This is a genomic window from Pseudomonas protegens, from assembly GCF_003732485.1.
Lineage (GTDB): Bacteria > Pseudomonadota > Gammaproteobacteria > Pseudomonadales > Pseudomonadaceae > Aquipseudomonas > Aquipseudomonas protegens_B.
The window spans coordinates 68583-80751 of sequence record NZ_MOAK01000082.1; the positions used below are offsets into that span (position 1 = coordinate 68583).

Below are 12169 nucleotides of genomic sequence, written 5' to 3' on the forward strand. Positions count from 1 at the left end.
GCAGGCCAGGGACTGGCCGTCGGCGCACCAGCAGCGCGCAGCGTCGGCGCGAATCAACAAGCCGCTGGGCTGGCCGTCGAGGCTCAGTCGATAGGGCGCCGCCTGCAGCGGCTCCAGGGGCTGGGGCAAGTCTCGTACGCTGGCCGGTAGGGCCAGTTGCGCCTGGAGTCGATGGCGAGCGTGCGGTGAGGCTTCCTCAAAATTTTGCCGGGACAGGGCCGCCATCCAGTCGCCGGGCTCCAGCCAGAGATCGGCGATGGCCACCAGCTCGACGGATTCGGCGTCCTGGAGCAGTGCCGCCAGGCTGGCGTGGCGCGGGCCGTTGTCCACCAAGGGGCTGTGGCGGCCGCTCAGGGTGTCCTCGGCGAAGGCGTCCAGCTCCCAGAACTCGCCGTGGTCGCAGCGGTACAGCCGGCGCAACGAGCGGTCGAGGATCGCCAGGCCCCACTGTTGGCGCGAAGGCAGCGGGGCGGCGAAATAGCGCCCGTCACTGGAGAACCGCGCCGACGACCCCAGCCCTTGCAACAGCACGCCGTCCGGGAACAGGTAGTCGCAATAGGTGGGGCCGCCCATGGCGATCTCGCCGTGGTTGAACACCCGGATCGGCAGGCCTTCCGGGGTTTGTTGCGGTTCGCCGCCGCCCCAGGCGCTGACGGCAGTGGCCGGGGGCTGCACCAGGCCCAGGCGGCGTTCCAGGTGGCTGACCGCTGCCAGCCCGGCAACGATGCTGGCGAAGGCTGCCGCGATGTCCCAGTACGCCGGTAGGGCCCGGCCCAGGCTGAAACCCAGGCCAAACGCCGCGCTGATCGTCAGCCGGGCCATGGCACGAGCGGTCCTGGGCCAACCCAGGCGCGCCGCCAGGGCCATGCCCGCGGCACAGCCGAGCACTACGGCCAGGGCCAGCGGCGGGGGCAGCAAGGTGACGAAGAAAATCGGTACCAGCAGGGCGCACAACTGCCAGAGCAACTCCAGCAACAGGCGCGACAGGCTTTTCTCGGGCGGAATGCGAGGGGTGGAGGACAACGAAGACATCCTTGTGCGGCAAAGGGGCTGGGGATGCCAATCTACCCTTGCGGCAGGGAAAACGCAGCTGGGAATTTGCAGTCATATTGACTTGGTGATGTGTCTTAATGACTTGATTGATTGTTGTCAAAAGGACCGCTTGAGGCGCAGGGCCCCGATTTGCGGCGGATCTGGCTCTGGCATGAATCGTGATGGGGATGGGCTATATCGCCACTGATTGGCCGAGGAGCTCCACGATGATCCGCTACTGCAATTGGCCACTGTCTGTCCTGAACCCGGGGAGGGCTGCCTGTGTCGTTGCCTGAACGTTGGCGGCAATGGGCCGCACAGCCGTTGTGGAGTCTGGGCTTCCGGCCGTTTTTCCTGGCGGGAGCCGCCTTCGCCTGTATCGCCCTGATGGGCTGGGGCCTGTGGTTGCACGGTGGCTGGAGCGGGCGCCAGCCGGTGGGCGGGATGCTGGCCTGGCACCGCCACGAGATGCTGTTCGGTTTTTCCGTGGCCATCATTGCCGGGTTCCTGCTGACGGCGGTGGCCAACTGGACCGGGCGCCCGGGGCTCAGTCGCACACCGTTGATCCTGCTGTGGCTGGTCTGGCTGCTGGCGCGGCTGGCTTGGTGGCTGCCGGTGCCGACGCCGCTGTTCCTGGTGTTGCAAGTGGCGTTCATGCCGGCGCTGGCCGGGGTGGTGGGGCATGAGTTGTGGCGTGCCGGCAAGCGCGACAACTACCCCATTGTGCTGATCCTGGGGCTGCTGACGGTGTTTCAGGGGCTGGCCTTGTGGGGCCTGCTGAGCCACCAGGAGCTATGGCAGCGGCGCGGCGAACTGGGGGCGTTGTGGCTGGTGGCGACCCTGATGACAGTGATCGGTGGCCGGGTCATCCCGTTCTTTATTCAGCGCGGCCTCAATCTGCCGCCGGCACCGACCGGGTCGCCCTGGCCGACCCGACTGTTGCTGATCGGCAGTGTACTGGCGGCCCTGTCCATGGCTCTGGGGGGCGGTGACGGGCCACAGGTCTGGCTGGCCCCGTTGTTCGTCCTGCTGGCGGCCCTGCATCTGTGGCGCCTGTGGCGCTGGCACCGGCCGGGCCTGTGGCGCCTGCCGTTGCTCTGGTCGTTGTACCTGGCGTACCTGTGGCTGGCCCTGGCCACCCTGGGCATGGCCCTGTGGCACCTGGGCTGGCCGCTGCAGCAGAGCCTGGTGACCCATGCCCTGGCGGTGGGTGGCCTGGGCGGGCTGGTACTGGGGATGATTGCTCGGGTCAGTCTTGGCCACAGCGGCCGGCCGCTGCAGGTGACCCGGGCCATGGCCGGTGCTTTTGCCTTGCTGTTCCTGGCGGCGGTGTGCCGGGTGCTGCTGGTGCCGTTCAGCAGTTTGGGGTTGGGGCTCTCGGCGGTGCTCGGGGCGCTGGCGTTTGGCCTGTTCGTTGGTGGATATGCGCGGATTCTGCTGACGCCACGGCGTTGAGAGGCATCAATCAGGGACATCGAGCAACATCGCTACAAGGGAGGCCGTGATCAAACTGGACTACGCTTGCGGTCTTAGCCGCGAATGGAGTCAGCGATGTTGTACCCAAGCAAACCCAACAATGAGGCCCTGAGGATTCAGACCCTGAGGGAGCTGAACGTTCTCGATACCTCGCCGGAAGAACGCTTCGACCGTCTGACCCGGCTGGCCAAGCGCCTGTTCAATGTGCCGATCGCCCTGGTCAGTCTGGTGGACGCCGACCGGCAGTGGTTCAAGTCCTGCGTGGGATTGAGCGCCACGCAAACCCCGCGGGACATTTCCTTCTGTGGCCACGCGATTCTCGGTGATCAGTTGCTGACCGTCTGCGATGCCGAGCTGGACGAGCGTTTCCATGACAATCCACTGGTGGTCGGCGAACCGGGAATCCGCTTCTATGCCGGTTGTCCGCTGACCGTGCCCAATGGCAGCAAGTTGGGCACCCTGTGCCTGATCGATGTCAAGCCCCGGGACCTGGACGACGAGGAGCGCGCCTTGCTGCGGGACCTGGCGCGCATGGCCGAACAGGAGTTGGCAGCGGTACAGATGGCGAGCATGGATGAGATGACCCTGCTGTCCAATCGTCGTGGCTTCGAAGCCCTGGCCCGGCATGCCCTTGGGGTCTGCAAGCGCCTGGAGAAGCCGGCGACCCTGCTGTTTTTCGACCTCAACGAGTTCAAGCACATCAACGACAGCTACGGCCATGCCGAAGGCGACGGGGCATTGAAGACCTTTGCCGACGTGCTGCGCATCGCCTTTCGCGAGAGCGATGTGATCGGCCGCCTGGGCGGCGATGAGTTCGTGGCCCTGCTGAGCGCTGCCGATCACGTCGAGACTTCGGCGATCATGGCGCGCCTGGGTGAAATCCTCGATGAACGCAACGCCACCCTGAAACGTGGCTACGACATCCGCTTCAGTGTCGGGCAGATCGAGTACGACCCCGAGCGCCACGCCGGTATCGAAGAACTCCTGGCCGATGCCGACAAAGCCATGTATCTGCACAAGCAGGCCGGCAAGCGGGCCCACTGAGCTTTGCAGCAGACAAGCCCCGAACCCCGGAGCGGGGCTGCGACAGAAGGATATTGCGGGCCGCTACTCGCTGCGTTCCATGAGCGGTGGGTCATAGACTTCCTCTCCAACGGATGATCTTTCCGGTTTCATTTTCCATATGATTTTTTGCATCGAGCATCCGTGAGGAGCAGGTTTGAGCGCTGCGATTGATGAGCTTCCATCCGCCCATGAGCAGGCGTTGAGCCTTTGTGGCGAGGGCACGAGTACCCTCGTCACAGCCGGGAATCACTCGTCGAGATTGCCCATGGCGGTGGTGTTGAAGCCGCCGTCCACGTACATGATCTCGCCGCTGATGCCGGAGGCCAGGTCCGAGCAGAGGAACGCGCCGGCGTTACCGACTTCTTCGATGGTGACGTTGCGTCGCAGGGGTGTCTGGGCTTCGTTGGCTGCCAGCATCTTGCGGAAGTTCTTGATCCCCGAGGCGGCCAGGGTGCGGATCGGGCCGGCGGAGACGGCGTTGACCCGGGTGCCCTCCGGGCCCAGGGAGCCGGCCAGGTAGCGCACGCCGGCTTCCAGGGAGGCCTTGGCCATGCCCATCACGTTGTAGTTGGGCATGGTGCGCTCGGCACCCAGGTAGGACAGGGTCAGCAGGCTGCCGTTGCGGCCCTTCATCAGCTCGCGACCGGCCTTGGCCAGGGCCACGAAACTGTAGGCGCTGATGTCGTGGGCAATGCGAAATCCTTCCCGGGTGGTGGCATCGGTGAAGTCGCCTTCGAGCTGATCGCCCGGGGCGAAGCCTACGGAGTGGGCGATGCAGTCCAGGCTGCCCCATTTCTTGCCCAGTTCGGTGAAGACCTGGGCGATCTGTTCGTCGCTGGCCACATCGCAAGGGAAGCACAGCTCGGCGCTGGAACCCCAGCCGGCGGCGAACTCTTCGACCCGGCCCTTGAGTTTTTCGTTCTGATAAGTGAAGGCCAGCTCGGCGCCTTCACGGTGCATGGCGGCGGCAATGCCGGAGGCGATCGACAGCTTGCTGGCGACACCGACGATCAGGACACGCTTCCCAGCGAGAAAACCCATGTGTTGCTCCTCCTGTTGCAGGTTATTCGGCGCTTGCCGGAGCCAGGAAAGCGGCTTCCAGCAATTGCCGTGTGTACGGATGTTGTGGGAGGGCAAAGATACTGCGCGCGTCACCCTGTTCCACCACCTGGCCGTGCTTGATCACCATCAACTGGTGGCTCAGGGCCTTGACCACCGCCAGGTCATGGCTGATGAACAGGTAGGTCAGGTTGTACTTGCTCTGCAGCTTGCGCAGCAGTTCCACCACCTGGCGCTGCACGGTGCGGTCCAGGGCCGAGGTCGGCTCGTCCAGCAGGATCAGCCGCGGCTTGAGCACCAGGGCCCGGGCGATGGCAATGCGCTGGCGTTGGCCTCCGGAAAACTCATGGGGGTAGCGGTGCCGGGTGTCCGGGTCCAGGCCGACTTCCTTGAGCGCTTCGATAATCGCCTGTTCCTGCTCCTGTTCGCTGCCGATCTTGTGGATGCGCAAGCCTTCGCCAACGATCTGGCTCACGCTCATGCGCGGGCTGAGGCTGCCAAAGGGGTCCTGGAACACCACCTGCATTTCCCGTCGCAGCGGCCGCACCTGGTGCTGGGACAGGGCGTCCAGCTGCTGGCCCTCGAAACGAATCCCGCCCTGGCTGGCGATCAGGCGCAGGATCGCCAGGCCCAGGGTCGACTTGCCCGAGCCGCTTTCACCAACGATGCCCAGGGTCTGGCCCTGGGGCAGGCTGAAGTGGATGCCGTCCACGGCCTTGACGTGATCCACGGTGCTGCGCAGCAGGCCTTTCTTGATCGGGAACCAGACCTTGAGGTTGTCCACTTCCAGCAACGGCGGCCCGATCGGGTTGTTCGCCGGAGTGCCGCTGGGCTCCGCCGCCAGCAGTTCCCGAGTGTAGGGATGCTGCGGCGCACGGAACAGCTCCTCACAGGGCGCCTGTTCGACGATGCAGCCCTTCTGCATCACGCAAACCCGGTGGGCAATGCGCCGCACCAGATTCAGGTCGTGGCTGATCAGCAGCAAGGCCATGCCCAGGCGTGCCTGCAACTCCTTGAGCAGCTCGAGGATCTTCAACTGCACGGTGACGTCCAGGGCCGTGGTGGGTTCGTCGGCAATCAGCAGCTCCGGCTCGTTGGCCAGGGCCATGGCGATCATCACCCGTTGTCGCTGGCCGCCGGACAGTTCGTGGGGCAGGGCCTTGAGGCGCTTGTGCGGTTCGGGGATGCCCACCAGTTCCAGCAGCTCCAGGGTGCGCTTGCTGGCGACCTTGCCGGTCAGGCCCTTGTGGATGCCCAGCACTTCGTTGATCTGCTTCTCGATGCTGTGCAGCGGGTTCAGCGAAGTCATGGGCTCCTGGAAGATCATCGCGATGCGGTTGCCGCGAATGTGGCGAATGGTCTTCTCGTTCAGGGTCAGCAAATCGTGCCCGGCGTACTGGATGCTGCCGGACGGATGCTGGGCCAGGGGGTAGGGTAAAAGGCGCAGGATGGAGTGGGCGGTCACCGATTTGCCGGAGCCGCTTTCCCCTACCAGGGCCAGGGTTTCGCCGCGCTTGATGTCGAAGCTGATGCCTTCCACCACCCGCTGGCGATGCTCGCCGGCCACGAACTCGACGGCCAGGTCGCGGACTTCGATCAGGTTGTCCTGGGTCATGTCATTTCCTCGGGTCGAAGGCATCGCGGGCGGACTCGCCGATAAACACCAGCAGGCTCAGCATCAGGGCCAGCACGGCAAATGCGCTCATGCCCAGCCAGGGCGCCTGCAGGTTGGATTTGCCCTGGGCCACCAGTTCGCCCAGGGACGGCGCGCCGGGCGGCAGGCCGAAACCGAGGAAGTCCAGGGCGGTGAGGGTGCCGATGGCGCCGGTGAGGATGAAGGGCATGAAGGTCATGGTGGACACCATGGCATTGGGCAGGATGTGGCGGAACATGATGGCGCCGTTCTGCATGCCCAGGGCCCGGGCCGCGCGCACGTATTCCAGGTTGCGCCCGCGCAGGAACTCGGCGCGCACCACGTCCACCAGGCTCATCCAGGAGAACAGCAGCATGATCCCCAGCAGCCACCAGAAGTTGGGCTGCACGAAGCTGGCCAGGATGATCAGCAGGTAGAGCACCGGCAGCCCGGACCAGATTTCCAGGAAGCGTTGCCCGGCCAGGTCCACCCAGCCGCCGTAGAAGCCCTGCAAGGCGCCGGCGATGACCCCGATGATGGAGCTGAGGATAGTCAGGGTCAGGGCGAACAGCACCGAGATGCGAAAGCCGTAGATGACCCGGGCCAGCACATCGCGACCCTGGTCGTCGGTGCCCAGCAGGTTGTCCGCCGAGGGCGGCGCCGGTGCCGGGACCCGCAGGTCGTAGTTGATGCTCTGGTAGCTGAAGGGGATCGGCGCCCACAGCACCCAGGCATCCTTCTGCGCCAGCAGCTCGCGGATGTAGGGGCTCTTGTAGTTGGCTTCCAGGGGGAATTCGCCGCCGAAGGTGGTTTCCGGGTAGCGCTTGAGGGCCGGGAAGTACCAGTCGCCTTCGTAGTGCACCACCAGCGGCTTGTCGTTGGCGATCAGCTCGGCGCCCAGGCTGAGGATGAACAGCATCAGGAACAGCCACAGCGACCACCAGCCGCGCTTGTTGGCCTTGAAGCGCTCGAAGCGCCGGCGATTGAGGGGGGACAGGTTCATCTCAATGCTCCCGGCTGTCGAAGTCGATGCGTGGGTCCACCAGGGTGTAGGTCAGGTCGCCGATCAGCTTCACCACCAGTCCCAGCAGGGTGAAGATGAACAGGGTGCCGAACACCACCGGGTAGTCGCGGTTGATCGCCGCCTCGAAGCTCATCAGGCCCAGGCCGTCGAGGGAGAAGATCACCTCCACCAGCAGGGACCCGGTGAAGAAGATGCCGATGAAGGCCGAGGGGAAACCGGCGATCACCAGCAGCATGGCGTTGCGGAACACATGGCCATAGAGCACGCGACGCTGGGTCAGGCCCTTGGCCTTGGCAGTGACCACGTACTGCTTGTTGATCTCGTCGAGGAAACTGTTCTTGGTCAGCAGGGTCATGGTGGCGAAGTGGCCGATCACCAGGGCGGTGACCGGCAATGCCAGGTGCCAGAAGTAGTCGAGGATCTTGCGCCCCCAGCTCAGCTGGTCGAAGTCGTTGGAGGTCAGGCCGCGAAGGGGGAACCAGTTGAAATAGCTGCCGCCGGCGAACACCACGATCAGCAGGATGGCGAACAGGAAAGCCGGGATCGCGTAGCCGACGATGATTGCCGAGCTGGTCCAGACGTCGAAGTGACTGCCGTGGCGGGTGGCCTTGGCGATCCCCAGGGGGATCGACACCAGGTACATGATCAGGGTGCTCCACAGCCCCAGGGAGATGGACACCGGCATCTTTTCCTTGATCAGGTCCACCACCTTGGCGTCACGGAAGAAGCTGTTGCCGAAATCCAGGGTGGCGTAGTTCTTGATCATGATCCACAAGCGTTCCGGCGCCGATTTGTCGAAGCCGTACATGTGCTCGATTTCCTTGATCAGCGCCGGGTCCAGGCCCTGGGCGCCACGGTAGCTGGAACCTGCCACCGAGACTTCGGCACCGCCGCCGGCGATGCGGCTGGTGGCACCGTCGAAACCTTCGAGCTTGGCGATCATCTGCTCCACCGGGCCACCGGGCGCGGCCTGGATGATCACGAAGTTGATCAGCAGGATGCCCAGCAGCGTGGGGATGATCAGCAGCAGGCGGCGAACGATATAGGCCAGCATGTCATTGCACCCTGTCGGCCGCGGCCGCCTGGTTGTCCGGGGTCGGTTCAACGGCCGGCTTGGCGCCGGGCTTGATCCACCAGGTGTTGATGCCGATGTCGTACTTGGGCGCGACCTTGGGGTGGCCGATGTGGTCCCAGTAGGCCACGCGCCAGGTCTTGATGTGCCAGTTGGGAATCACGTAGTAGCCCCATTGCAGGACCCGGTCCAGGGCCCTGGCATGGGCCACCAGGCTGTTGCGCGAGTCGGCGTTGATCAGGCTTTCCACCAGGCTGTCGATGGCCGGGTCCTTGAGGCCGATGTAGTTGCGGCTGCCGGGCTTGTCGGCGCTGGAGGACATCCAGAATTCCCGCTGCTCGTTACCCGGGGAGTTGGACTGGGGGAAGCTGCCGACGATCATGTCGAAGTCCCGTGAGCGCACCCGGGTGATGTATTGGGACACGTCGACCCGGCGGATCACCAGCTCGATCCCCAGGTCGCTGAGGTTGCGCTTGAACGGCAGCAGCACCCGTTCGAACTCGGTCTGGGCCAGCAGGAACTCGATCACCAGCGGCTTGCCCTGGGCGTCCACCATCTTGTCATCGACGATGTGCCAGCCGGCTTCCTGCAACAGTTGGTAGGCCCGGCGTTGCTGGGCGCGGATCATGCCGCTGCCGTCACATTGGGACGGTGCGAAGGCTTCGTCGAACACCTGCTGGGGAATCTGGCCGCGCAAGGGTTCGAGGATGGCCAACTCGTCAGGGCCCGGCAGGCCGGTGGCGGCCATCTCCGAGTTCTCGAAGTAGCTGCGGGTGCGGGTGTAGGCGCCGTTGAACAGTTGCTTGTTGCTCCATTCGAAGTCCAGCAGCAGGCTCAGGGCATGACGCACCCGCACGTCCTGGAACATCGGGCGTCGGGTGTTGAAGACAAAACCCTGCATGCCGGTGGGGTTGCCGTTGGCGATCTGTTCCTTGATCAAGCGTCCCTGGGCCACGGCCGGGGTGTTGTAGGCGTTGGCCCAGTTCTTCGCGCTCATCTCCAGCCAGTAGTCGAACTGGCCGGCCTTGAGAGCCTCCAGGGCCACGGTGTTGTCGCGGTAGTAATCGCTGGTCATCACGTCGAAATTGTAGAAGCCGCGGTTGACCGGCAGGTCCCTGGCCCAGTAGTCCTTGACCCGCTCGTAGCGGATCGAGCGTCCGGCCTTGACCTCGGTCACCCGGTAGGGGCCGCTGCCCAGGGGCACTTCCAGGTTGCTCTTGGCAAAGTCCCGATGTTCCCACCAGTGCTTGGGCAGGACTGTCAGCTGGCCGAGGATCAGCGGCAGTTCGCGGTTGTTGCCGTGCTTGAACTTGAACAGTACCCGCAGCGGGTCTTCGGCGATCACCTGGTCGACGTCGGCGTAGTAGCCACGGTACAGCGGCGAACCGGCGCTCATCAGGGTCTGGAAGCTGAACACCACGTCCTCGGCGCGAATTGGCTGGCCGTCGTTGAAGCGAGCCTCAGGGCGCAGGTAGAAGCGCACCCAGCTGTTGTCCGGGGCCTTCTCGATCTTGCCCGCCACCAGGCCGTATTCGGTGAAGGGCTCGTCCAGGCTCTGGGTCATCAGGGTGTCGTAGATCAGGCCGATGTTGAGCTCGGGCACGCCTTTGCTGATGAACGGATTGAGGCTGTCGAAGCTGCCGAAGCCGGCCATGCGGAAGGTGCCGCCCTTGGGGGCCTTGGGGTCGACGAAGTCGAAGTGCTGGAAGTTCGCCGGGTATTTCGGCGCTTCGTTGTACAGGGTCAGGGCATGTTGCGGCGCAGCCTGGGCACAGCAGGCGATGACGCCGAACAACAGGCCGCTGGTGCGCAGGAGCAGGGCACGCAGAGGCATCATTGGGTGTTCTCCATGGACTTCAGCCACCAGGCATTCAAGCCCAGGTTGTAGGGCGGCGTGGTGACGAAGGCGAACCGGTTACGGTAGGCCAGACGGTGATGGTTGAGGTACCAGTTGGGAATCATGTAGTGCTGCCACAGCAGTACCCGGTCCAGGGCGCGGCCGGCGGCCAGTTGCTCGTCCCGGCTCTGGGCGGCCAGCAGTTGCTCCAGCAGGTGATCGACCATGGGATTGTTGATGCCTGCGTAGTTCTTGCTGCCCTTGACCGAGACCTGGCTGGAGTGGAAGTACTGCCATTGCTCCAGACCCGGGCTCAGGGTCTGGTTGAGGGTCATGAGGATCATGTCGTAGTCGAACTGATCCAGGCGTTGCTTGTATTGCGCCCGGTCCACGGTACGCAGGCGGGCATCGATGCCGATGCTGGCCAGGTTCTCCACATAAGGTTGGAGAATGCGCTCCAGGTTGGGATTGACCAGCATCAGCTCCAGGCGCAGTGGCTGTCCGGCGCTGTTCTGCAGGCGCTGGCCATTGAGCTTCCAGCCGGCTTCGGCCAGCAGAGCCAGGGCGCGACGCAGGGTCTGGCGGGGGATGCCCCGGCCTTCGGTGCGGGGCAGGCTGAAGGCCTGGGTGAAGAGGTTGGCGGGCAGTTGTTCGCGGTAGGGCGAGAGCAGCAGCCATTCATGCCCCACCGGCACGCCCGTGGCGGAGAACTCGCTGTTGGGGTAATAGCTCAGGGTGCGCTGGTAGGCACCGCTGAACAGGGTGCGGTTGGTCCATTGGAAGTCGAACATCATGCCCAGCGCCTCGCGCACCCGTACGTCGGCGAAAGTGGCGCGGCGGGTGTTCATGAACAGGCCCTGGGTCTGGGTCGGGATCTGGTGCGCCACCTGGGCCTTGATCACCTCACCGCGTTTGACCGCCGGGAAGTTGTAGCCGTTGGCCCAGTTCTTGGCCTGGTGCTCGATGTAGATGTCGAACTCGCCGGCCTTGAAGGCTTCGAACGCCACATCGCTGTCGCGGTAGAACTCCACCTCGACCCGGTCGAAGTTGTTGAAGCCGCGGTTGACCGGCAGGTCCTTGCCCCAGTAGTCCTTGACCCGTTCGAACACCAGTTGGCGCCCGGGCTGGACCTGGGTGATGCGATAGGGGCCGCTGCCCAGGGGCGGGGTGAAGGTGGTGGCCTTGAAGTCGCGATCTTTCCAGTAGTGCTGGGGCAATACCGGCAACTCCCCCAGGCGCAGGATCAGCAGGGGGTTGCCGGCGCGCTTGAAGACAAAGCGGATGCGCTGCGGGCCGAGGATGTCCACCCGCTGCACTTCCTGCAGGTTGGTGCGGTATTGCGGGTGGCCTTCCTTGAGCAGCAGGCGATAGGAGAACGCCACGTCGTAGGCGGTGATCGGCTGGCCGTCGTGAAAGCGTGCCTCGGGGCGCAGGTTGAACACCACCCAGCTGCGGTCCTCGCTGTACTCCACGGAGCGGGCGATCAGGCCGTAGCTGGAGGTGGGTTCATCGCCGGAGGGCGCGTAGAGGCCAGTGCCGACCATCAACGGCTCATTGAGCTCGTTGACTCCGTATTGCAGGAAGTTCGGCGTGGCTACCGGGCTGATGCCCTTGAAGGTATAGGGGTTGAGGGTGTCGAACGTGCCAAAGGCCATGACCCGCAAGGTGCCGCCTTTGGGCGCCACGGGATTGACCCAGTCGAAGTGGGTGAACCTGGCCGGGTACTTGAGCGTGCCAAACTGCGCATAACCATGACGTTCAGTGATCGTTGCGCTTGCGGGAAAGCTCAAGGCCAGACTGATGAAGAACAGAAGGAGGGGACGCATCGAGTCAGAGATCCGATCCAGGCGGCTTGGGCTTTGTGCTCCGTACAGTAACAGCTTGTATCAGCAGGAAAAAGCTCGCTGGCGCGCGCTTTGTGCAATTGAAATCGCCTGTAGGAGCCGGCTTGCCGGCGAAGGCTGTTCGCCG

General features: G+C 64.4%; 8 protein-coding genes and 1 pseudogene. 2 read left to right on the forward strand and 7 right to left on the reverse strand.

Features of this window, described 5'->3' with window-relative positions:
* Positions 1-1023 (reverse strand): annotated as a pseudogene (locus tag BLX41_RS36285) (hypothetical protein); the annotation flags it as partial.
* A 291-nt stretch (positions 1024-1314) separates the two neighbouring features.
* Between BLX41_RS36285 and BLX41_RS26045 the strand changes: the two are divergent.
* Together BLX41_RS26045 and BLX41_RS26050 are read left to right on the forward strand one after the other, a co-directional pair.
* On the forward strand, positions 1315-2487 hold the full coding sequence (locus BLX41_RS26045) for an NnrS family protein (protein ID WP_123727213.1): 1173 nt from the start codon (positions 1315-1317) through the stop codon (positions 2485-2487).
* A gap of 96 nt (positions 2488-2583) precedes the next feature.
* Entirely contained in the window at positions 2584-3552 is a 969-nt protein-coding gene (locus tag BLX41_RS26050) for a GGDEF domain-containing protein (protein WP_123727214.1), read from the forward strand.
* 267 nt (positions 3553-3819) lie between these two features.
* Here BLX41_RS26050 and fabI read toward each other — a convergent pair whose 3' ends face one another.
* From fabI to BLX41_RS26080, 6 genes are read right to left on the reverse strand one after another with little or no spacing between them, the layout of a single operon-like run.
* Positions 3820-4614, reverse strand: a complete 795-nt coding sequence (gene fabI / locus BLX41_RS26055) for an enoyl-ACP reductase FabI (protein WP_123727215.1) — start codon at positions 4612-4614, stop codon at positions 3820-3822.
* 22 nt (positions 4615-4636) lie between these two features.
* Positions 4637-6247 carry an ABC transporter ATP-binding protein gene (locus tag BLX41_RS26060; protein ID WP_123727216.1) on the reverse strand — a complete coding sequence of 537 codons (1611 nt, stop codon included), beginning with the start codon at positions 6245-6247 and terminating at the stop codon, positions 4637-4639.
* Position 6248: 1 nt separating this feature from the next.
* On the reverse strand, positions 6249-7268 hold the full coding sequence (locus BLX41_RS26065) for an ABC transporter permease (RefSeq protein WP_123727217.1): 1020 nt from the start codon (positions 7266-7268) through the stop codon (positions 6249-6251).
* 1 nt (position 7269) lies between these two features.
* A complete protein-coding gene (locus tag BLX41_RS26070) occupies positions 7270-8343 on the reverse strand; it encodes a microcin C ABC transporter permease YejB (RefSeq protein ID WP_016964272.1) in 1074 nt (357 codons plus the stop codon).
* Between the two features lies 1 nt (position 8344).
* Entirely contained in the window at positions 8345-10198 is a 1854-nt protein-coding gene (locus BLX41_RS26075; RefSeq protein ID WP_123727218.1) for an extracellular solute-binding protein, read from the reverse strand.
* Positions 10195-12024 (reverse strand): extracellular solute-binding protein, encoded by a 1830-nt coding sequence (locus tag BLX41_RS26080; protein WP_123727219.1) that lies wholly within the window; start codon positions 12022-12024, stop codon positions 10195-10197. Before BLX41_RS26080 ends, BLX41_RS26075 begins: the two co-directional genes overlap by 4 nt.
* Between the last annotated feature and the right edge of the window lie 145 nt (positions 12025-12169).

Excerpts from the sequence above, each read along its gene's own strand:
- BLX41_RS26070 (WP_016964272.1), bottom strand. The coding sequence starts at position 8,343 with ATGCTGGCCTATATCGTTCGCCGCCTGCTGCTGATCATCCCCACGCTG.
- BLX41_RS26060 (WP_123727216.1), bottom strand. The coding sequence starts at position 6,247 with ATGACCCAGGACAACCTGATCGAAGTCCGCGACCTGGCCGTCGAGTTC.
- BLX41_RS26075 (WP_123727218.1), bottom strand. The coding sequence starts at position 10,198 with ATGATGCCTCTGCGTGCCCTGCTCCTGCGCACCAGCGGCCTGTTGTTC.
- BLX41_RS26065 (WP_123727217.1), bottom strand. The coding sequence starts at position 7,268 with ATGAACCTGTCCCCCCTCAATCGCCGGCGCTTCGAGCGCTTCAAGGCC.
- fabI (WP_123727215.1), bottom strand. The coding sequence starts at position 4,614 with ATGGGTTTTCTCGCTGGGAAGCGTGTCCTGATCGTCGGTGTCGCCAGC.
- BLX41_RS26050 (WP_123727214.1), top strand. The coding sequence starts at position 2,584 with ATGTTGTACCCAAGCAAACCCAACAATGAGGCCCTGAGGATTCAGACC.
- BLX41_RS26080 (WP_123727219.1), bottom strand. The coding sequence starts at position 12,024 with ATGCGTCCCCTCCTTCTGTTCTTCATCAGTCTGGCCTTGAGCTTTCCC.